The sequence below is a fragment of the Sphingomonas sanguinis genome (assembly GCF_019297835.1).
Taxonomy (GTDB): domain Bacteria; phylum Pseudomonadota; class Alphaproteobacteria; order Sphingomonadales; family Sphingomonadaceae; genus Sphingomonas; species Sphingomonas sanguinis_D.
This window is the reverse complement of the sequence record NZ_CP079203.1, coordinates 3,324,110-3,346,108: the sequence shown is the minus strand read 5'-3', so window position 1 is coordinate 3,346,108 and position 21,999 is coordinate 3,324,110. Positions and strand designations below refer to the sequence as shown.

Annotated in this window: 15 protein-coding genes and 1 other RNA gene; 10 read left to right on the top strand and 6 right to left on the bottom strand. The window is 67.0% G+C overall.

Annotated elements, in window-relative coordinates:
* Positions 1–193: 193 nt before the first annotated feature.
* Genes otsB through KV697_RS15660 form a run of 3 tightly spaced genes read left to right on the top strand, consistent with a single transcriptional unit; the run spans position 194 to position 4,157 of the window.
* Positions 194–967: a trehalose-phosphatase gene (gene otsB / locus KV697_RS15670; protein WP_219018980.1), complete on the top strand. Its 774-nt coding sequence runs from the start codon at positions 194–196 to the stop codon at positions 965–967.
* An 11-nt stretch (positions 968–978) separates the two neighbouring features.
* A complete protein-coding gene (locus tag KV697_RS15665) occupies positions 979–2,745 on the top strand; it encodes a glycoside hydrolase family 15 protein (RefSeq protein ID WP_374011372.1) in 1,767 nt (588 codons plus the stop codon).
* Positions 2,742–4,157: an alpha,alpha-trehalose-phosphate synthase (UDP-forming) gene (locus tag KV697_RS15660; protein WP_219018978.1), complete on the top strand. Its 1,416-nt coding sequence runs from the start codon at positions 2,742–2,744 to the stop codon at positions 4,155–4,157. Before KV697_RS15665 ends, KV697_RS15660 begins: the two co-directional genes overlap by 4 nt.
* Positions 4,158–4,238: 81 nt before the next feature.
* Here KV697_RS15660 and KV697_RS15655 read toward each other — a convergent pair whose 3' ends face one another.
* Both KV697_RS15655 and KV697_RS15650 read right to left on the bottom strand, forming a co-directional pair.
* Complete coding sequence (locus tag KV697_RS15655) at positions 4,239–5,342, bottom strand: mechanosensitive ion channel family protein (protein ID WP_219018977.1); 1,104 nt, start codon at positions 5,340–5,342, stop codon at positions 4,239–4,241.
* Between the two features lie 197 nt (positions 5,343–5,539).
* Positions 5,540–6,229, bottom strand: coding sequence for a hypothetical protein (locus KV697_RS15650; protein ID WP_219018976.1), 690 nt, complete (start codon positions 6,227–6,229; stop codon positions 5,540–5,542).
* A 127-nt stretch (positions 6,230–6,356) separates the two neighbouring features.
* On the opposite strand from KV697_RS15650, the gene KV697_RS15645 reads away from it, so the two are divergent.
* From KV697_RS15645 to KV697_RS15630, 4 genes are all read left to right on the top strand, one after another.
* Entirely contained in the window at positions 6,357–7,025 is a 669-nt protein-coding gene (locus KV697_RS15645) for a response regulator (RefSeq protein ID WP_219018975.1), read from the top strand.
* On the top strand, positions 7,022–8,380 hold the full coding sequence (locus tag KV697_RS15640; protein WP_306822655.1) for a sensor histidine kinase: 1,359 nt from the start codon (positions 7,022–7,024) through the stop codon (positions 8,378–8,380). Before KV697_RS15645 ends, KV697_RS15640 begins: the two co-directional genes overlap by 4 nt.
* A 26-nt stretch (positions 8,381–8,406) precedes the next feature.
* Complete coding sequence (gene treF / locus KV697_RS15635; RefSeq protein WP_374011371.1) at positions 8,407–9,987, top strand: alpha,alpha-trehalase TreF; 1,581 nt, start codon at positions 8,407–8,409, stop codon at positions 9,985–9,987.
* 181 nt (positions 9,988–10,168) lie between these two features.
* Complete coding sequence (locus KV697_RS15630; protein ID WP_219018973.1) at positions 10,169–11,452, top strand: Hsp70 family protein; 1,284 nt, start codon at positions 10,169–10,171, stop codon at positions 11,450–11,452.
* 133 nt (positions 11,453–11,585) lie between these two features.
* On the opposite strand, the gene KV697_RS15625 is transcribed toward KV697_RS15630, so the two are convergent.
* Both KV697_RS15625 and KV697_RS15620 read right to left on the bottom strand, forming a co-directional pair.
* Entirely contained in the window at positions 11,586–13,976 is a 2,391-nt protein-coding gene (locus KV697_RS15625; RefSeq protein ID WP_219018972.1) for a TonB-dependent receptor, read from the bottom strand.
* Positions 13,977–14,288: 312 nt separating this feature from the next.
* On the bottom strand, positions 14,289–16,547 hold the full coding sequence (locus KV697_RS15620; protein WP_219018971.1) for an NADP-dependent malic enzyme: 2,259 nt from the start codon (positions 16,545–16,547) through the stop codon (positions 14,289–14,291).
* Positions 16,548–16,875: 328 nt separating this feature from the next.
* On the opposite strand from KV697_RS15620, the gene mutS reads away from it, so the two are divergent.
* Entirely contained in the window at positions 16,876–19,446 is a 2,571-nt protein-coding gene (gene mutS, locus KV697_RS15615) for a DNA mismatch repair protein MutS (RefSeq protein WP_219021438.1), read from the top strand.
* A 396-nt stretch (positions 19,447–19,842) separates the two neighbouring features.
* Here mutS and ssrA read toward each other — a convergent pair.
* Positions 19,843–20,193, bottom strand: a transfer-messenger RNA (tmRNA) gene (ssrA, locus tag KV697_RS15610).
* Between the two features lie 37 nt (positions 20,194–20,230).
* Here ssrA and KV697_RS15605 point away from each other — a divergent pair.
* Positions 20,231–20,662 carry an RrF2 family transcriptional regulator gene (locus KV697_RS15605; protein ID WP_219018970.1) on the top strand — a complete coding sequence of 144 codons (432 nt, stop codon included), beginning with the start codon at positions 20,231–20,233 and terminating at the stop codon, positions 20,660–20,662.
* Positions 20,663–20,838: 176 nt separating this feature from the next.
* On the opposite strand, the gene mscL is transcribed toward KV697_RS15605, so the two are convergent.
* The gene (gene mscL / locus KV697_RS15600; protein WP_219018969.1) at positions 20,839–21,291 is read right to left on the bottom strand and encodes a large conductance mechanosensitive channel protein MscL; all 453 of its coding nucleotides are present in this window, start codon (positions 21,289–21,291) and stop codon (positions 20,839–20,841) included.
* 108 nt (positions 21,292–21,399) lie between these two features.
* On the opposite strand from mscL, the gene KV697_RS15595 reads away from it, so the two are divergent.
* Positions 21,400–21,993 (top strand): LemA family protein, encoded by a 594-nt coding sequence (locus tag KV697_RS15595; RefSeq protein WP_219018968.1) that lies wholly within the window; start codon positions 21,400–21,402, stop codon positions 21,991–21,993.
* Positions 21,994–21,999: the final 6 nt, after the last annotated feature.

Below are 21,999 nucleotides of genomic sequence, written 5' to 3'. Positions count from 1 at the left end.
CTGGGCCGGGGGAGGGAAAAGCCACAAGCGACGTCGCCCGTGGAAAGGCCCCTCCCCCATCCCCCTCCCGCTTGCGGGAGGGGGTGCGCCCAGACTCCAGCGATGGAACCTGCTTGTTCTCCCGGCGCCCCCCCTTCCGTAATCATTTCGGCAGCGCAGCGGAACGCCAGCGGCGGGGATGGGTTCACTTGGCATGTCCGCATCCGCTATGCTTTCGCCCATGCTGGCCGACCTTGCCCCGCCCCCGCCCCGCCTGTCCGCCACCGACAGCCTGTTCCTCGACTTCGACGGCACGCTGGTCGACCTCGCCGACAACCCGGAGGGGGTGCATGTCAGCACCGAGCTCGCCGACCGGCTGGACGCGCTGGCCGCACATATGCCGGGCCGTCTCGCCATCGTCAGCGGCCGTTCGATCGCACAGCTCGACGCGCTGTTCGGCCCCCAAGCCGAGCATTTCACCCTCGCTGGGAGTCACGGCGCCGAACGCCGCTCGCCGGAGGACGGCCATGTCCAGCCCGACAAGCCCGACCATCTTGCCACCGCGACCGACGAAATGCGCGCCGTCGCCGAGGCCAACGACCTGTATTTCGAAACCAAGAGCTTCGGTGCGGGCCTCCATTATCGCCGCAATCCGCAAGCCGAACCGCTCGCGATCCGCGAAGCCACCGCCATCGCCGAGCGTCACGGCCTGACCTTGCAACCCGGCAAGATGATGGTCGAGATCCGCCTGCCCGGCGACAAAGGCCGGGCGATCGAGACGCTGATGCAGGCCCCCGCGATGCAGGGCACGGTCCCGATCTTCTTCGGCGACGACGTGACCGACGAGGACGGCTTCGCCGCCGCCGCCGCGCTGGGCGGCGCGGGTGTGCTGGTCGGCCCGATGCGTCAGACCGCCGCCCGTTACCGCCTGCCCGATGTCGCCGCCGTCCATATATGGCTCGCCCAAGCGCTGGAGAATGCCAAGTAATGCAACAGGACATGAACCTCTGGCCGATCGGCAATTGCCAGGTTTCCGCGCTGGTCGATTCGGCAGGCCGCTTCGTCTGGGGCTGTGTGCCGCGCGTCGATGGCGACCCGGCCTTTTGCGCATTGCTCGGCGATGGCGAGCCGGAGACCGGCTATTGGGCGATCGACCTGGAGGACCGGGTCTCGACCACGCAAGGCTATCTGCGCAACACGCCGATCCTGGTCACCACGCATATGGACGACCGGGGCAACGGCATCGAGATCACCGATTTCTGCCCGCGCTTCTCGCGTGAGGGCCGCGTCTACCGCCCGACCAGCTATGTGCGGATCGTCCGGCCGATCGGCTCTCCGCGTATTCGCATCGCGCTCCGCGTGGCCACCGACTGGGGCAATCCGACCGAGCGGACCCAGGGGTCCAACCATATCCGCTATCTGATGACCCAGCAGACGCTGCGCCTGACCACCGACGCACCGGTCGGCCATATCGCCGCCGAACAATGGTTCCGCCTCGAACGCCCGATCCACATGTTCCTCGGCCCGGACGAGAGCTTTGCAGGCGTGCTCAGCGAGGCGAGCCGCGCCATGCTGGAGCGCACCACCCATGAATGGCATCACTGGGTGCGCGGTCTCGCCACCCCCGTCGAGTGGCAGGCGGTGGTCATCCGCGCCGCGATCACGCTGAAGCTGTGCCAGCATGAGGAAACCGGCGCGATCGTCGCCGCGCTGACGACCTCGCTGCCCGAACATGCCGATTCGGGGCGCAACTGGGACTATCGCTACTGCTGGATTCGCGACGCCTATTACACGGTACAGGCGCTCAACCGATTGGGTGCGCTAGACGTGCTGGAGGGGTATCTGGAATATCTCCGCAATATCGTCGATGCCGCGCGCGGCGGACATATCCAGCCGCTTTACGGCGTCGGTGGCGAAGCGACCCTGGTCGAGCGGATCGAGACCAAGCTCCCCGGCTATCGCGCGATGGGACCGGTGCGCATCGGCAACCAGGCCTATGAGCAGATCCAGCACGATGCGTACGGCCAGATCGTGCTGTCCGACGTGCAGGCGTTCTTCGACACCCGCCTGTTCCGCATGTCGGGCGTCGAGGACTTCCACTCGCTGGAGCGCGTCGGCGAACGGGCCTGGGCCAAATACGACCAGCCGGACGCGGGGCTGTGGGAACTGCGCACCAAGAGCCACGTCCATACCTATTCCGCCGCCATGTGCTGGGCGGCGTGCGACCGCCTCGCCAACGCCGCGCAGGCGCTGGGCCTGGAGGAACGCCGCGCCTTCTGGCAGGAGCGGGCTGACCTGATGCGCGAGACGATCGAGCAATCGGCGTGGCGCGAGGAAACGCAGCGCATGTCGGCGACCTTCGGCGGCGACGATCTGGACGCCAGCATCATCCAGCTGCTCGACCTGCGCTTCCTGTCGCCCGACGATCCCCGCTTCCGCTCGACGCTGGATGCGGTCGAAAAGGGACTACGCCGGGGCAGCCACATGCTGCGCTATGCGACCGAGGATGACTTCGGCCTGCCGCATACCGCCTTCAATGTCTGCACTTTTTGGCTGATCGAAGCGTTGTATGTCACCGGGCGTCATGAGGACGCCCGCGCGCTGTTCGAGGAGATGGTGGCGCGCTGCACCCCCGCCGGGCTTCTGTCCGAGGATATCGACCCGAATACGGGCGAGCTGTGGGGGAATTATCCGCAAACCTATTCGCTGGTCGGCCTGATCAACTGCGCCGTCCTGCTGAGTAAACCATGGAGTGCCGTGCGATGAGTCGCCTGATCGTCATCTCGAACCGGGTCCAGCCGCCCACCACCGGGCCGGGCGGAAATCAGGGCGGGCTGGCGGTCGCACTCCTCGCCGCCTTGCGCGAACAGGGCGGCATCTGGTTCGGCTGGTCGGGGGAAACCACCGACCAGTTCAGCGGCCATATCAACTTCCAGCAGGGCGGCGGCGTGACGACTGCCACCATCGACCTGGAAGAGCAGGATATCGACGAATATTATAACGGTTACGCCAACCGGACGCTCTGGCCGCTCTTCCACTACCGGATCGACCTGACCGAGTTCGAGCGTGATTTCGATTCCGGCTATGCCCGCGTCAACGATCGCTTCGCCGAAACGGTGCAGCCGCTGATCGAGCCGGACGATCTGGTCTGGGTGCATGACTATCATCTGATCCCGCTGGGCCGCGACCTGCGCAAGCGGGGGTTCAAGAACCGGATGGGCTTTTTCCTCCACATCCCGTGGCCGCCGGTACGGCTGCTGATGTCGCTGCCCAGCCATCGCAAACTGGTCGAGTCGCTGTTCGCCTATGACGTGGTGGGTTTCCATACCGAGGACTGGCTGGACAGCTTCCGTGACTATGTGACCAAGGAACTGGGCGGGACGCTCGGCGAGAATGGCGAAGTGACGTGGAACGGCAAGACGATCCAGGCGATCCGCGCGCCGATCGGCATCGAGACCCGGGAGTTCGAGGACGCCGCGAACGGCCATGATGCCCGTTTCGCGCGCGAGCGCATGTATATGTCGGCCACGGGGCGCAGCCTGATCGTCGGCGTCGACCGGCTGGATTATTCCAAGGGACTGGCCGAGCGTTTCCTGGGTTACGAGCGCTTCCTGGCACAGAATCCGGAACGGCGGGCGCTGGTCTATATGCTTCAGATCGCACCGCCCAGCCGCGAGAAGGTGAATACCTATCAGGAGATTCGCGCCAATCTCGATTCGCTGTCGGGGCGGATCAACGGCGAATATGCCGATATCGACTGGGTACCGATCCGCTACGTCAACAAGGGCTTTCCCCGGCCGGTGCTGGCGGGCATCTACCGCGCGGCGCGGATCGGGCTGGTCACGCCTTTGCGCGACGGGATGAACCTGGTTGCCAAGGAATATGTCGCGGCGCAGGACCCGGAAGACCCCGGCGTGCTGATCCTGTCGCGCTTCGCCGGTGCCGCCGAGCAGCTGAAGGACGCGGTGCTCATCAACCCGTACAGCGCCGAGGAAATGTCCGACGCGATCGTCCAGGCGCTGGCCATGCCGCGCGCCGAGCGTATCCGGCGCTGGGAAAGCCTGATCGACAATGTCCGGCGCGAGGACGTGTTCTGGTGGTGCGAACTTTTCCTCGCCGCGCTGCGCGGGGATGGGGTGAAGGAAGAAGCCAAGGCGATCGAGGCGGCGGCATCCTAAAAATTCCTCCCCTTTAAGGGGAGGTGGCGCGCATAGCGCGTCGGAGGGGTGTCCCCCTCTCGATAGCGTGACACCCCTCCGTCAGGGCTGACGCCCTGCCACTTCCCCTTGCACGGGAGGAATTTGCGGATGGTGCTCCAGCCGTCGCCGGGGCAAGGCCTCCGGCATCTCGCGCCGGATATAGTCCAGCAACCCTTCCCGAATCTCACAGCGCAGATCGAACGCGATCGCGGCATCGCGCGCGGTCATCAGGCCGCGCACCTCGATCGAGTCCGGCTTCACATCCGTCACCTGCATGTTGAAGAACCGCCGGTCCCAGCGCGGGCTGGCCTCGACCAGCTGACCCATCTTCTCGCGCAGGCGTGGAATGTCTGCCGCCGGATCGAGATACCAGAAGACCGATCCCAGCAACTGGCTGGTCTCGCGCGTCCAGTTCTGGAAGCTGTTCTCCAGGAACTTGGCGACGGGCACGACCAGCCGCCGCTCGTCCCAGATGCGGACCACGACGAAGGTCAGGTGGATCTGCTCGATCCGCCCCCATTCATTGTCGATGATGACCACATCGTCGAGGCGGATCGGCTCGGTAAAGGCCATCTGCACGCCCGCGATCAGGTTCTTGAGCGCAGGCTGCGCGGCGGCACCGACGACCAACCCTGCGATACCCGCCGAGGCCATCAGCGTGACGCCGATGGTGCGGATGCCCGGCACGCTGAGCAGCATCAGGCAGACGGTCAGGAACACGATCAGGAAGATGCCGATCCGCCCCAATATCTCCGCCCGCGTCCGCTTTCGCCGGGCGCGGAGATTGTCCTCGACGCTGATATCCGCGCGCAGATAGACCACGCCCTGAAGCGCGCGCAGCGCGGATACCGCCAGCCAGCCGAGCAGGGCGGGCACACAGAAACCCAAGGCCTGCCGCCAGATTTCACGCCCGTCGCTCGACATCGGAACGAGACGCATCGCGAAGCTGACCGCGATGGCGATCGCGACCCAGCGCAGGGGCTGACGGATATGGGCCAGGACCAGATCGTCGCTCTGGCTGGCCGTCCGCCGCGCGGCGTGCCCGGCGATCCGCATCGCGATGCTATGCACCAGCACGGCGACCAGGATCGCGACCGCAATGATTGTTACGTTTTGGAGCCACAGCCATTCGGCCGGAATGTCGAGCGATCGAAGCCAGCGCATGGGGAGCTAAAGGGTGGGAGGGGCGAAGGTTCCTTGTGGGGGCGGGATTCCCTTGGCCTTCGACTTCGCTCAGGCTGAACGGACATAGGTACTGAAACCCGTTCAGCCTGAGCGAAGTCGAAGGCCACGCCACTACCTTGCCCCAAGACAAAAACGCCCCCCGACCAAAGCCGGAAGGCGTCTTCGTCAAATCCCGATCACCGCGCCGGACGCACCGCCCCGGTGGGGGCAGGAGCCGGAGCACCGGCGGGCGGCGGGGGCGGCGGAACCGGCGCACCCTGTGGTGCCGCACCGTTCACCGGCGCAGGCGGAGGTGGCGGGGGCACGGCACCCGGTGCGCAACCACCCGGCGGGGGCGGCGGCGGGGCGCCCGGACCACCCGGGGCACCGGGTCCGCCCGGACCGCCGGGGGGCGGCGGAGGCGGCGGCGGGCCGTCACCACGCGGGCCACCGGGGCCGCCATCGGGGCCACGCGGACCGCCCGGCGGGGGCGGAGGCGGGCCGACCGGGGTGACCGTCCCCTGCGGGCCAACCAGATATTGGGCGTGCATGATGCCGTCGTCATAGCGGCCCTGCACCATCACATTGCTGCCGACCGCCGGCATCGCGTCGCGGTTGCTGGCGACCATCGCCCGGCCGGTGCCGTCCTGCACCACGAAACGGTCGCCGAAGACTTCGGCCACCCGCCCCTTGGCGGTGACGACGCCGCTGGTCGAGGCCAGCTTGGCGATCGGCGTCTGGACGGTCGGCGCCATGGTGACGCTGGGCCGGGTCATCGAGACGGCGGCGGCGCCACCGCCAGCACCCAGTGCGATCAGGACCGCAGCGGCGGCGGCCAGCGGTGCCTTGCCCTGCAAGCGGGGGGTCGGAATATGGAAACGAGACATTGTCGATCTCCTTGGTTGATGGAGATGCTTTTAGGTGATTCGCCCCGATGCCCGCTGAACCGCGCGGTTCAGATTGGGTTTAGGCTATGCGACGATAGCGGGGCGATAAGGGGATAACGGACACGTCATGCGGATTCTGCTGGTCGAGGATGATCCCGCACTGGGCCCCGCCATCGCGCGAGCCTTGCGTGCCGAGCAATGCGCGGTCGACCTGTTCGACAGCGGCGTCGATGCCGGCCATGCGGGCGATACCGAAATCTATGACGCCGCCGTGCTCGACCTGGGCCTGCCCGATGGGGACGGCATGACCTTGTTGCGTCAATGGCGAGAGGCGGGTCGCGCCCTGCCCGTGCTGATCCTGACCGCACGCGATGGCTGGTCGGACAAGGTGGCCGGGTTCAAGGCGGGCGCGGACGATTATCTGACCAAGCCTTTCCGCATCGAGGAACTGGTCATGCGCCTGCGCGCGCTGGTCCGCCGTGCGGCGGGCCATGCCCAGCCGCGCCTGACCTGCGGGCCCCTCTCCTTCGACAGCCAGACCGGGCAGTTCGAGCTGGACGGCCTGCCGCTGAAGCTGACCGCGTTCGAGTGGCGCGTCCTGTCCGCGCTGATGCTGCGCAAGGAGGCGGTCATTCCCCGGCTGGAACTGCTGGAGCGCGTCTATGAAGGCGATGCCGATGTCGATTCCAACAGCCTGGAGGTGATCGTCGGCCGCCTGCGCAAGAAGATCGGTGCCGACCTGATCGAGACGGTGCGGGGCATGGGCTATCGCCTGACCGCCGGAGACGCGGCGTGAGGCTGCCCCAGTCGATACATGGCCGGATGATCCTGATTTCGGGCGCGGCGATTCTGGCAGCGTTGCTGCTGGCGGGCTGGGGGCTGGCGGGGGCGCTGGAGGGGATCGTCACGCGCGGGCTGGACCAGAGGCTCGATTCGGAGATCGCCGTGCTGGCGTCGGCCGTCGACAGACAGGGTAAGGTGGACCGGGGGCGCATCGACCAGCGACGCGGTTTGCTGGAGCCCGAACCCGGCTGGCGCTGGCGGATCGCGGGACCGGACGGGGTGATCGGATCGGGCGACTTTCCGCCACTCGCCGCGCCGCATCCGCCGGGGCCTGTCGAGGGCGGTCGGCCCCCTGCCCCTCCGCCCGGCGGTCCCACGCTCGTCGAGCCGCCCCGCCCCGCCGAGGGCCGCACCGAACAGGGCGTCCGCGTCCATGCCCGACAGGTCACCATCCCCTCGACACGCGGGGCGGTGACGATCACCGCCGCCGCGCCGCGCGCGGTCGTCGCGCGGCCGATCCGTGCCGCGCTGGTGCCGCTGCTCGCGATGCTGGCGGGGCTGGGCGTGCTGCTCGCCGCCGCCAGCCTGATCCAGCTGCGGCTCGGCCTGCGCCCCTTACGGCGGCTGCGCGAACAGGTCGCCGCCATCCGTACCGGCGAGCGGACCCGCGTCGACGAGGATCAGCCTGCCGAACTCCAGCCGCTCGCCGCCGAGCTGAACGCGCTGACCGCCGACAGCGAGCGCGCGCTGGCGGCCGCCCGCGCCTCGGCGGCCAATCTGGCGCATGCGCTCAAGACGCCGGTGGCGACGCTGGCGCTCGATCTGGCGGACGATCCGCCCCGCGCCGCGCAGGTCGCGCGGATCGATGACACCATCCGCCACCACCTCGCGCGCGCGCGGGTGCAGCTGGGCACGAGTCGCGCCGCAACGCTGCTGCGCCCCGCAATGGCCGACCTTGCCGATGCGATCGCACGCATCCATGCCGAACGCGGCGTGCGCATCACCACCGACATCGCCGACGATCTGTCGGTCACGATGGACGCGCAGGATCTGGACGAGGTGGCGGGCAATCTGGTCGACAATGCCGCCCGCCATGCCCGCAGCCAAGTGACCATCGCGGCGATGGTGGAGGGGCGGCAGGTTCGCCTCAGCGTCACCGATGACGGCCCCGGCATCCCCCAGGCCGACCGGCTTCGCGCGACGCAAGCCGGTGCGCGGCTGGACGAGCGTGGCGACGGACATGGCTTCGGCTTGGCGATCGCGCGCGAACTGGCCGAACTGCATGGCGGTCGGCTAGTCCTGGACGAAGCACCGGGCGGCGGCCTGTCCGCCAGCGTCCTGCTGCCCCGCGCCGCGCGCGCCGAATAATCAGGCCGAATAATCAGGAGAGGATGATGATCGCCAACCGCTTGCGCCCGCTGGTCCTGCTGCCCGCACTGGCCCTGCTGCTCCAGGCGCAGAACGCGCCGCCCTCCCCTGCCGATATTTATGGCCCGCTCTTCGGCGCGGTGCAGGAGGCGCAGGTGTTTCCCGACGGCAAGACCTTTGCCGACGCGGTGCCGCGCGAGGACCCGAAAGCGATCATGGCCGCCTATGCCCGCGAAAAGCCGGTCGGTAAGGCGGCGCTGGCCGCCTTCGTCCACCAATATTTCTCGGTGCGCGGCGACACGCAAGGAAAGCCGCCGCTCCGCGAGCGAATCCGCGAACTCTGGCCGATCCTGGGCCGCGCGCCTTTTGCGCCGGTGACGGGATCGTCGGCGCTGGGGCTCGACCATGGCTATGTCGTGCCCGGCGACCGGTTCCAGGAGATTTATTACTGGGACAGCTATTTCACGATGCTGGGCCTGAAAGCGGACGGTCAGGCCCCGCTGATCGAGGCGATGCTGGCCGATTTCGTCGATCTGGTCGAGCGTTACGGCCATGTCCCCAACGGCACGCGGACCTATTATCTCAGCCGGTCTCAGCCGCCTTTCCTCGCGCTGATGATGGACCTGTCGGACAATCGCGATCCCGTACTGGCGAAGCGGCGGCTGGCGGCGCTGGTGCGCGAGCATGATTACTGGATGGCGGGGACAAGCTGCCTCAATGCCTCAGGGGCCTGCGCCCATGTCGTGCGGATGCCCGATGGCAGCCTGCTCAACCGCTATTGGGATGCGCGCGAAAGCCCTCGCGACGAAAGCTGGCGCGAGGACCGCGAAACCGCCGCCAAGGCCGCGCCGCGTGCCGCTGGCGTCGTCCAGCGCGACCTGCGGGCGGCGGCGGAATCGGGCTGGGACTTCAGTTCGCGCTGGCTGGCCGATCCGATGCGGCTGGAGACGATTCATACCACCGATATCGTGCCGATCGATCTCAACAGCCTGTTGTGGATGGCCGAAACCCGTATCGCCGCCCGCGCGACCGCTGCCGGAGATGCGGCGACGGCGAAGCGCTTCACCGAGATGGCGGCGCGGCGCAAGGCGGCGATCGATCGCTATCTCTGGGTCGCGGGCGAGAAGCGCTATGCCGACTGGGACCGGGTGGCGCGGCGGCCCACCCGGGCGAAGACCGCCGCCTCGCTCTTTCCGCTGTTCGCCGGACTCGCCAGCGCGGACCAGGCGCGTGCGGTCGCCGCCACGACCCGTGCCACGCTGATCGGCGAAGGCGGCCTGCGCACCACGGGCCTGCGCACCGGTCAGCAATGGGATGCGCCCAATGGCTGGGCGCCGCTGCAATGGATCGCGGTCGAGGGGCTGGGGCGGTACGGTGATGAGGCGCTGGCCAAGGACATCGCCCGCCGCTGGATCGCCACCGTCGCGCGCACCTATGCCGAGACGGGCAAGCTGCTGGAGAAATACGACGTTGAGGAACGCAAGCCCGGCGGCGGCGGAGAATATCCGACGCAGGACGGCTTCGGCTGGACCAACGGCGTGACGGCGGCGATGCTGGAGCGGTGGCCGGATTTGGGGGTGGTGGAGGCGCCAACAACTGCACGCTGACCTTCTTCTCCCCTCCCGCAAGCGGGAGGGGCCGGGGGAGGGCAAGGCCACAAGCGTTGGTCTCGGTGAGACTCATGCCCCCCCCCCCACCCCCCTCCCGCCTGCGGGAGGGGGAGCAGAAGAGCCTTGTCGCGAACAAAACCCCCTCCCCTCAGCGCCCGCATCGTGTAGCGGACGCCGCATGACCGACACTCCGCCCCGCAGCCTCGGTATCGACTTCGGCACCACCAATTCGGTCGTCGCCCGCGCCGACGGGGGCGAATCGCATCTCGTCCCCCTCAAGGCACCGAAGGGCGAAGACCCCGTCTTCCGTTCGGCCCTGTGCTTCTGGGAGGATGACGGGATCGAGGTCGAGGCGGGGCCATGGGCCATCGCCGAATATCTCGACTTTCCGGGCGGCAGCCGGTTCATCCAGTCGTTCAAGTCGGTCGCCGCCTCGCCCGTCTTCGAGCACGCGACCGTGTTCGACAAACGCTATCGCTTCGAGGAACTGGGTCGCGCCTTTCTGGACCGGATGGCGGCACGCAGCGGCGGTGCGCTCGACGGCAGGGCGACACGGATCGTCGTCGGGCGACCGGTCGAATATGCCGGGCACCGGCCCGACGAGGCCTTGGCCCGCCAGCGTTACGACGCGATGTTCGCGCGGCTCGGGGCCGAAATCCATTATGTCTATGAACCGCTGGGCGCGGCATTCAGCTATGCTTCGCGGATCACCGAGCCTGCCACCGTGCTGGTCGCCGATTTCGGCGGCGGCACCAGCGACTTTTCGGTCGTGCGTATCGCCGCCCCCGGCGCGGATCGGCGGTGCGAGCCGCTGGGCCATGCCGGTGTCGGGATCGCGGGCGACCGGTTCGACCAGAAGCTGATCGACCATCTGGTCCTGCCGCTGCTGGGCGCAGGCGGAAAATATCGCTCGTTCGACAAGGTCCTGGAAATTCCGCGCGGTTATTTCGCCGATTTCGGCGACTGGTCGCGGCTGGCGCTGATGCGCAATCGCAAGACGCTGGCGGAACTGGAAAAGCTGCGCCGCGCCGCGCTCGACCCCGACGCCATCGGACGGATGATCGCAATCATCGAGGAGGAGCAGGGATACCGCCTCTACGATGCGGTCGGCCGGGTGAAGCGCGACCTGTCGGCGGCGGAGGAGGCGAAGTTCCGCTTCGAGGGCGGCGGCCTGTCGATCCAGGCGGATGTGGCCCGCAAGGATTTCGAGAGCTGGATCGCGCCCGACCTGGCGCGGATCGAGCAGGCGGTCGACCGGGCACTGACCGCCGCCGCGACCGAGGCGGGCGCGATCGACCGGGTTTTCCTGACCGGCGGCACCTCGCTGATGCCCGCGATCCGGCGAATGTTCGAGCTGCGCTTCGGGGGCGAGAAGATCGCAACCGGGGGGGAACTGACTTCGATCGCGCATGGCCTGGCGTTGATCGGGGAGCAGGCGGATATCGGGTCTTGGGCGGTGTAAAAGCCCCTCCTCCCGGCAGGGGGGAGGGGTTTGGGGTGGGGGCAAGCCGCAAGCGATGGTCTCGGTGAGACTCCTGCCCTCCCCCATCCCCTCCCGCTTGCGGGAGGGGAGCGTCATACGGATAGGTTGAGGCTCAGAACCCCTTCTTCAGCGTCACGAACCACTGGCGCGGCGCGCCCGCGAGCAGCGTCTGGTTGTCGCCGCTGGCGGTGTAGCCGTTGGTGCCGATGGTCGAGATGTACCGCTTGTCGGTCAGGTTAATCACGCTGCCCTCGATCGAGAAGGCGCCCCATTCCTTGGGGAAGCGATAGCCGATGCTGGCATCGACCAGCACGCGGCCCGCGACCGACTGGTCGTTCAGATAGGTGAAGTAGCGCTTCGACATATAGTCCGCGCCGACCCGGCCGAAGAACCGGCTGTCGTCATAGACCAGCTCGCCCTTGACCATGTTCTGCGGCGTGTCGACGACGTAACGCCCCTTTTCGGCGAGCAGATTGCCCGAGCCGTCGCGCACCGTCTGCTGATAGGTGGCATGGTTGTAGGAATAGCTGGCCAGCACCGAGAAGGCCGAGGTCAGGCGGTAAAAGGCCGAAACCTCCGCGCCATAGCTTTCCACGCCGCCGACATTGTTCAGCGTCGGCGGAATTCCCTGGATCGCGGTGCCGACCGAATAGGTCAGAAGACGGTCGGAAAAGTCGATATAATAACCGACCGCCGACAGCTGCAGCCCGCCGGTACGGTAGCGGACGCCGCCTTCGGCCGTCTTCGACTTTTCAGGCCGCACGGTGCCCGCGACCGAATTGAACGCCGCCTGGCTGATCGAGAAGGGCGCCGCCGTCGCCGCCGCGATGAAGGCGCGCATATTCTCGGTATAGCTGGCGAAGACTTCGGCCTGGTTGCCCAGGTGCAGCACCGCGCCGACCTGGGGCAGGAACCAGTCCTCGCTCTTGATCCGGCCGCGTGCCAGCGTGCCGGCCAGCGTATTCGCCTGATTGCGGACCCGCATCCCCTTCCAGCCGCCGTTGAGGGTCAGCTGGCCGATGTCGAGCGTGTCGCCGACCGAATATTGCAGCGTCTCGGTGTCGTACTTGCCGTTCCAGGTGGTCGCCATCGGATTGCTCTGGAAATCCAGTGCGTTGCGGTTCGGCGTCGCGGTGTCGGTCATGCCATAGAGGCGACGCGCCTGGTGCAGCGTGTTGCTCTCATACCAGCCGGTCAGTTCCAGCTTGTTCGCGCCGGTGGTCAGTGCCAGCTTGGCGATCGTGCCCGCGCGGTCGAGGCTGTACTCGGTCGTGCGGAACGACAGCGGCGCGGGGTTGGTGATCGGCGTGCCATCGGCATTGGGCGCGCCCGCTACCGTCGGGCTGTAGGGCGTGATCCACGAACCCTGGCCCTTGTTATGGTGATAATAGCTGGTCGAGGTCAGCGACAGCGCCTCGGTCAGCTTGGCCGCAAAGGTCACGCCGCCCAGATAGTCGCGGCGCAGCCCCGCCGCGTCATAATAGCCGTCGTCCAGCGTGATGCCGGTCGGCAGGCCGATGCCGATCCCTGCATAGGGCGCGGAAAAGCCGGTCAGCGACCCGTTATTGGCGCGCGCATAGGCCGCGGCCGCCGCGCCGTTGGTCGCCTGCTTGGCATAGAGGATCGCGAGCGGATAATCGTTGGTGATGTTGTCGTTATAATAGCCGCGACGCTTGATGATATCGAGGCTCAGGTCCTGATAGTCGTTCTCGCGACGATCCGAGAAATTGAAGAAGCCGGTGATCGATCCCCGGTCGCCGAAGTCCTTCACGATCTTGGCATTGGCCTGATGCTGGCGCTGGCTGCCGAAACCCTTCCACTTGTCGGTGGTCAGATAGGAATAGCTCAGATAGCCCTTCAAGCCGCCGCCCAGATCGCCGCTGTCGGCACGGACGAAGGCGCGGATCGTGTCGTTGCTGCCATAGGTGCCCGAGGCGGCGAGCGCGGCGGTGTCGGACGGCGCGCGGCTGGTGAACTGGATGGTGCCGCCCAGATTGCTGGTCGAGGCGGTGCCGAGCGCGCCCGCGCCCTGCGCCACGCTGGTCGAGGCGATATTCTCGGAAATGATCGCGCGGCTGATGTGCAGGCCGTTCGTCGGGCCATAGCTCATGTCGCCCAGCGGCACGCCGTCGAGCGTGAAGCCCAGCTGGTTCTGGTTGAACCCGCGAAGCGAGATGCGGGTCGACCATTCATAGGCACCGAACGGATCGGCCGACTGGAAATTGACGCCCGGCAGCTTGGAAATGGCCTTCAGCGGCGAGGTGCCCGGAGTCAGCCGGTCGAGATCGGCGGCGGTGATCGTCTGCACCTGGCGGCTCTGGCCGAAGCCGAGCACGACGACATCGGCCGGTATATTGGCCTGCTCCCCCTCGGGCGGCGTGGGGTCGGTCGCGACCGGATCGGCGGTGGCTCCGGTAACGGCGGCTTGTGCGGGCAGCGTCTGCGCCGACGCACCCGATGCGATCAGCGCCAGCGGCGCGACACCGATCAGAAACTTTACCATCTACTCTGGCCCCCAATGGCTTTTGTTAACCTATGGGGCGGGCGCATGGGGCCGGTGCGTGACACGCGCACGACAGCGTAATGACCGGAATGTGACTGGGTAGAGTTGTGGTTTTACGGGCACAATCCTCCCCGACACGGGGAGGTGGCAGGGCGCAGCCCTGACGGAGGGGGGCTTCCACAAGGATCTACCTTTGTGGCGATCCCCCTCCACCATGCTGCGCATGGTCCCCCTCCCCGTGCCGGGGAGGAATAAAAAGGGGGCCGGGCAACCCTCGCTACCCAGCCCCCCTTTCCTAACGTCCGACGAAGATCAGCGCGCGATGCCGCCCGCCGCCAGCACCGCCAGCGTCACCAAGTCCCCCGCCGTCGAGGTCATCGGCGCGATCTGCACCGGCTTTTCCATGCCGATCAGCATCGGGCCGATCATGCTGTCGCCGCCGAGTTCGCGGAGCAGCTTGGCCGAAATATTGGCCGACTGGAGACCCGGCATGATGAGGACGTTCGCCGGACCCGACAGGCGCGAGAAGGGGAAGTTCGCCATCTGCTTCGGGTTCAGCGCGACGTCGGGCGACATGTCGCCTTCATATTCGAAACCGACCTGCCGCTTGTCGAGCGCCGCCACGCCGTCGCGGACATTGTCGATCCACTGGCCTTCGGGATTGCCGAAGGTCGAATAGGACAGGAACGCTACGCGCGGCTCATGCCCCATGCGACGCGCCACCGCAGCGGTGCGCTCGGCGATGTCGGCCAGTTCCTCGCCCGAGGGACGCTCGTTGACCGTGGTGTCGGCGATGAAGACGGTGTGGCTCTGCCCGACGAGCAGATGGATGCCGAACGGCACCTTGCCATCGACGGGATCGATGACCCGGCGGATTTCGCGGAAGCTCTGCGCATAGGTGCGGGTGATGCCGGTGATCATCGCATCGGCCTGGCCCAGCTGAAGCATGACCGAGCCGAAAATGTTGCGGTCCTGGTTGATCATCCGCTCTGCGTCGCGACGCAGATAACCGCGGCGCTGGAGACGCTCGTAGAGGAAGTCGACCATCTGCGGCACCATCTCGGAGGTGCGGCTGTTATGGACTTCATATTCCTTGGGGTTGGTGACGCCCAGCGCGGCCAAGCGGTCATAGACGTCGTCGCGACCGACCAGCACCGGCGTGCCGTAACCGCCCTCCTTGAAGGCGATGGCGGCGCGCAGCACGACTTCCTCTTCGCCCTCGGCGAAGAGCACGCGCTTCGGGTGCGCGCGGGCCCCCTCGTAAGCGAGTGTCAGCACCGAGGTCGTCGGGTTCAGGCGCGCACGCAGCTTCTGGCGATAGGCATCCATGTCCAGGATCGGTCGCGTCGCCACGCCCGAGTCCATCGCCGCCTTGGCCACCGCCGAGGGGACCAGCTCCATCAGGCGCGGATCGAACGGCGCCGGGATGATATATTCCGGGCCGAAGCTGTGCTGCGTGCCATAGGCCAGCGCCACTTCCTCCGGCACGCGCTGGCGCGCCAGTTCGGCGATCGCGTTGGCGGCGGCGATCTTCATCTCGTCATTGATGCCGGTCGCGCGCACGTCGAGCGCGCCGCGGAAGATGAAGGGGAAGCCGATGACGTTGTTGACCTGGTTCGGATAGTCCGAACGCCCGGTCGCCACGATCGCGTCGGGGCGCGCGGCCTTCGCCAGCTCGGGGCGGATTTCCGGCTCCGGATTGGCCATCGCGAAGATGATCGGCGAGGGGGCCATGTCCTTGACCATCTCGGGCTTCAGCGCACCCGCCGCCGACAGGCCCAGGAACACGTCGGCGCCGTGCAGCGCCTCGGTCAGGGTGCGGCGATCGGTGGCGGCGGCGTGCGCCGACTGCCACTGGTTGATGTCGTCGCGACCCTGATAGATCACGCCGGTGCGGTCGCACATGATGACGTTGTCGTGGCGCACGCCCATCGCCTTCATCAGCTCGGTGCAGGCGATCGCCGCCGCGCCCGCGCCGTTGACGACGACCTTGATCTCGTCCAGCCGCCGCTTGGTCAGCAGACAGGCATTGATGAGGCCCGCCGCGCAGATGATCGCGGTGCCGTGCTGGTCGTCATGGAAGACCGGAATGTTCATCCGCTCGCGCAGGGTCTGCTCGATGATGAAGCATTCGGGGGCCTTGATGTCTTCCAGGTTGATGCCGCCGAAGCTCGGCTCCATAAGCTCGATCGCGTCGATGATCCGGTCGACATCCTCGGTCTTCAGCTCGATGTCGATCGAGTCGACATCGGCGAAGCGCTTGAAGAGCACCGCCTTGCCTTCCATCACCGGCTTGGACGCCAGCGCGCCCAGATTGCCGAGACCCAGGATCGCGGTGCCGTTGGAGATGACCGCGACCAGATTGCCCTTGGCGGTATAGTCGTACGCGGTGGCGGGGTCTTCGGCGATGGCCAGCACCGGCACCGCGACGCCGGGCGAATAGGCCAGCGCTAGATCACGCTGCGTCGCCATCGGCTTGGACGCGATGATCTCGATCTTGCCGGGGCGTCCCTCGGAATGGAACAGCAGGGCCTCGCGCTCGGAGAACTGGTCGGTGGGTTCGTCGGACATGCGCGCGGCCTTCGATGCTGTGGATACAAGGACGCTACGGCTCTTGAAGCTTTCGGGCGTGGCTGACAACCCTGTCACGCGGGAGTTTTGCCGTTCGAACAAGCCGGATTATGGTGGCGATTGGCTCAGCTGTTTCATGACCAGTGATGCTGCGTCGCAACATCGACAAGCTGGATAGCGAGGAGACTGGAGCTGAGCCTCGCCAGTCGATCCACCCGCCGCTATAGCCGGCCATCCCCTTCCATGGACCGGGCCGTCGCGATCGATCGGCCCTTCCAATGGCCGTTTTGAATCTGGAACCGACGTCTCGATGACCACCCCCACCCCGATGATGGCGCAGTATCTGACGCTGAAGGCCGAGGCCGAGGATTGCCTGCTCTTTTACCGGATGGGCGATTTCTTCGAGTTGTTCTTCGACGATGCGCGCATCGCCTCGGGCGTGCTCGACATCGCGCTGACCTCGCGCGGGGAGCATGAAGGCGAGAAGATTCCGATGTGCGGCGTGCCGGTCCATGCCGCGACTGCCTATCTGCAGCGCCTGATCAAGGCCGGGCACCGCGTCGCCATCGCCGAACAGACCGAGACGCCTGCCGAAGCCAAGGCACGCGGCGGGTCCAAGGCGCTGGTCGCGCGCGGAATCGTGCGGGTTGTCACCGCGGGCACGCTGACCGAAGAGGCGCTGCTCGATGCCAAATGCGACAATTGGTGCGTCGCGATCGGCGAAGCGGGCGGCGCGGTGGCGCTGGCCGCCGCCGACATCTCGACCGGGCGGTTCGTCGTGATCGACGTGAAGGCCGACGCACTGGGGGCCGAACTCGCCCGCCTGGCCGCCGCCGAAGTGGTCGCCGCCGAGAACGCGGCCCATGCCGATGCCGCGACGACGTTGCGCCCCTCTTCGACCTTCGACAGCGGTAGCGGCGAGGACCGGCTGAAGCGGCTGTACGGCGTCGCCACGCTCGACGGGTTCGGCCAGTTCAGCCGTGCCGGGCTGTCGGCGGCGGGCGGACTGGTCGCCTATCTCGACCACACCGCCAAGGGGGCCCTGCCCTTCCTCCGTCCGCCCGTGCTGAGCCAAGCGGCCGGAGCCATGGCGATCGACGCGGCGACGCGCGAGAGCCTGGAGCTGACCCAGACCGCCAACGGCCAGCGCAAGGGCTCGCTGCTCGATGCGGTCGACCGGACGGTGACGGGCGCGGGTGCGCGGGCGCTGGCGGGGGATATCGGCGCACCGCTGATGGACCCCGATGCGATCGAGGCGCGGCTCGATCTGGTGCAGCATTTCCATGACGATGCCGCGCTTCGCGAGCGTTTGCGTGCGGCCTTGCGGGCGCTGCCCGATATCGGCCGTGCCATCGGCCGGATCGCGGCGGGGCGGGGGTCCCCGCGCGATCTGGGGCAGCTGCGGGATGGTCTCGATGGGGCCTGGGCGTTGTCCGAGCAACTGACCGACGGCCCTCCCCTGCTCCGCGAGACGACACCCCGTTTGCGCGGCCATGGCGCCCTGATCGACCTGCTCCGCCGCGCGCTTGTCCCCTCGCCGCCGATCGAGGCGAGCGAGGGCGGCTATATCGCGGCGGGCTATGACGTGGCGCTCGACGATCTGCGCGATGCGGGTGCGGGCGGACGCCGCGCCATCGCCGCGCTGGAGGCCGAGTTCCGCCAGAAGACCGGCATCACCGCGCTGAAGATACGCCATAACGGCGTGCTGGGCTATCATGTCGAGGTGCCCGCGCGCTCGGCCGATGCGCTGATGAAACCGGACTCGGGCTTTACCCATCGCCAGACGCTGGCGGGGGTGGTCCGCTTCAACACGCCCGAGTTGCATGAGGTCGCCAGCAAGGTCGCGCAGGCAGGCGCCCATGCTCTGGCCGCCGAGGCCGCGCATCTGGAGGAACTGACCGCCGCCGCGCTCGCCTCGCGCGAAGGGATCGCCGCGACGGCGGATGCGCTCGCCCGGCTGGACGTCGCGAGCGGCCTTGCGGAACGTGCGGTCGAGGGCGGCTGGGTCAGGCCCGAACTGGTCGACCATGCCTGGTTCGATGTGACGGGCGGCCGTCATCCGGTGGTCGAGGCCGCGGTGGCGCGCTCGGGCGAGCGGTTCGTCGCCAATGACTGTTCGCTGTCGGAAAGCTCGCGGCTCTGGCTGGTCACGGGGCCGAACATGGGCGGCAAGTCGACCTTTTTGCGCCAGAACGCGCTGATCGCGGTGCTGGCGCAATCGGGGTCTTATGTGCCCGCCACCCATGCTAGGATCGGCCTGGTCGACCGGCTGTTCAGCCGGGTCGGCGCCTCGGACAATCTCGCACGCGGACGCTCGACCTTCATGGTCGAGATGGTCGAGACCGCCGCGATCCTCGCCCAGGCGACGCCGCGCAGCTTCGTGATCCTCGACGAGGTCGGGCGCGGCACCTCGACCTATGACGGCCTGGCGATCGCCTGGGCGGTGGTCGAGGCGATCCATGAGGATAATCGCTGCCGCTGCCTGTTCGCGACTCACTATCACGAGCTGACCCGGCTGGCCGAGCGGTGTGAGGCGCTGTCGCTCCACCATGTCCGTGCGCGTGAGTGGAAGGGCGAACTGGTCCTGCTGCACGAGGTTTCGGAAGGGCCGGCCGATCGCTCCTACGGTCTGGCGGTGGCGCGCCTCGCTGGGATGCCGCCGACGACGGTGGCGCGCGCCAAATCAGTGCTGGCGAAGCTGGAGGCGGGGCGCGCCAAGACCGGCGGGCTGGCCGCGGGGCTGGACGACCTGCCCCTGTTTGCGGCCGCTGCACAGATCGAAGAGGAGCAATGCGACGCGATCCGGGCGGAGGTGGAGAAGCTCGACGTCGACAGCCTGTCCCCGCGCGAGGCACTGGATGCACTGTATAAGCTGAAGGCGTTAACGCGGGAGGGGTAAGTCCCTTTTCGTGCCCCGGAGGAGGCCGGGGCCCAGTTGCGATGAATGTGCAGTGGGCCGGTGCGGTTTGCCTCCCCCGCGCCGGATAGCGCGCCATAAACTTGGTGGCACCTGGGCCCCGGCCTTCGCCGGGGTACGGAAAGGGGAAACTTCCCCCGTTCAGCCTGAGCGAAGTCGAAGGCCACGCCCCTCGCCCAGCCGCACGCGAATCCCGTGCACTTCGACTTCGGCGCTATCCGCCGAAGTTTATCCTGAGCGGCTGGCTTGCCAGCCAGCCGAAGGGCTAAGTGCGAACGGAGGGTGGGAAGCTGATCGGGCATGAATGGAGCGCCTCGGCCCGCATCACAAAAAACAGGAAAGTGGGGAGCTTCTGTTGCCCGGTGCTCCCCGTACCGCTGGATTCCCCTTCTGTTGCCCGGTGGGGTCCGACCGCGCTATTTTGGTGTAATGTCAGGCCGTGAGGCCCTCAATTACGCCGCAATCGCGAGTGCTTCGTTATCGTTGGCACTTGTGTGTAATGGGCCGTTACGGTGGTCCCATTCCGAACGAAAACAGCGCTTTTCAACACACGTCGATCCTGGTTCGGCCCCGTCAGAAACGGTGTCCAAGTACACCACCTTTTATGGTGGAGCCGCCGGGTACTGCCCCCGGGTCCGCTGCGTCTATTACTCGCCGCAGTTTATCGTCATAGCCGGGTGAAACCCGGCAATCGGGGATATAGGAAGCCCGGCGGCATTACGCAAATGCCTTTCGCTCGCCCCAATTTAGGTTCATGGGGAACCGCATGTTGACCCAGCGGTCCCGTTATGCACTGCGCGCGATGCTGTTCCTGGCGGAGATGCCGCCTGCCGGTCCGCCGACCTCGATGACGCGCATCGCGGCCGAGGCGAACGTGCCGCGCAAGTTCCTGGAGCTGATCCTCGCCGATCTGAAGGGCGCGCAGCTGCTCGACAGCCAGCGGGGCAAGATGGGCGGGTATCGCCTCGCCCGCGCGGCGCACCTGATTTCGCTCGGCGACATCATCCGCACGATCGAGGGGCCGCTGGCGCTGGTCCCCTGCGTCAGCCGGACGGCGTACCGCCCGTGCAACGACTGCAAGAGCGAAGCCGACTGCGCCATCCGCCATGCGATGATGCGCGTGCGCGACGAGACGGCGCGAATCCTGGACGGTACCAGCCTGGCGGATGCGACGGCCAAGAAGCTGGCGGCGGCGTAACTTTCCTCACCGCTTAGGCAAAACGCGCCACCCCGGCGAAGGCCGGGGTCCGGTTTCGGTGAAGTAGCGAAGGCGGGATGCCTTTCCCTCCCACGCAACTTCGACACGCGCCATCAGCTTCGTGGCGACTGGACCCCGGCCTTCGCCGGGGAACACCAGCCTTCCAATCGGGCAACTTAAGAACGCCGCGCGCGCAGTTCGTCGCGAATTTCGCGGAGCAGCGCGACATCGGCGGGTTCCGCCTTGGGCTCGGCGGGCACTTCGGCCTTCTGCTTCTCGAACATCGCGGTCGCCCGGTTCACCGTGCGGATCAGCAGGAAGATGATGAAGGCGACGATCACGAAATTGACCGCCTGCGTCACGAACGCCCCGTATCCGAGCAGCGGCACACCCGCTTTCTTCAAGGCGGCATAGTCGGTCAACGATCCGGTATAGGTCGCCGGGATCGGCCCCATGCGCAGGAAATAGCTGCTGAAATCCAGCCCTCCGAAGATCTTGCCGATCACCGGCATCAGCACATCGTCGGTCAGCGAGGTCACGATCTTGCTGAACGCCGCCCCGATGATGACCGCCACCGCCAGGTCGAGGACATTGCCCCGCGCGATGAAGGCGCGAAATTCCTTGAGCATCGCCAAATCCCTCTGATTTCCGTTGCTTCAGGGTATCGTCGCTTTTGCCCTTCGCCAAGCGCATCGTGCGTCTTATATAGACCAGACAGTTGACGGAGGAATATTCGAATGCGTCGTCCCGTTCTTGCCCTGACCCCGGTCGTGATGGCCGTCGCCCTGTCCGGCTGCGGCATGAACAGCGTGCCCACGGCGGAGGAAAATGTGAACGCGAAATGGGCCGACGTTCAGGCCGCCTATCAGCGCCGCGCCAACCTGATCCCCAATCTTGAGGCGACCGTGAAGGGCGCCGCCGCCTCGGAAAAGTCCATCCTGACCGAGGTGGTCAACGCGCGCGCCAAGGCGACCTCGGTCCAAGTGAACAGCGCCGACCTGTCCGATCCCGCCAAGATGCAGCAGTTCGCCCAGGCCCAGGGTCAGCTCAGCGGTTCGCTCGGCCGTCTGCTCGCCAATGTCGAGGCCTATCCGAACCTGAAGAGCCAGGACAATTTCCAGACACTGATGAGCCAGTTAGAGGGCACCGAAAACCGCATCAACATCGCGATCGGCGACTACAACAAGGCGGTGCAGGCCTATAATACCCGCATCCGCACCTTCCCCGACGCGATCGGTGCCAAGGTGTTCTACGGCGCCAAGCCCAAGACCCCCTATCAGGCGACCACGCCGGGCGCCGAGAATGCGCCCAAGGTGAATTTCGGCGCCTGATCGTAT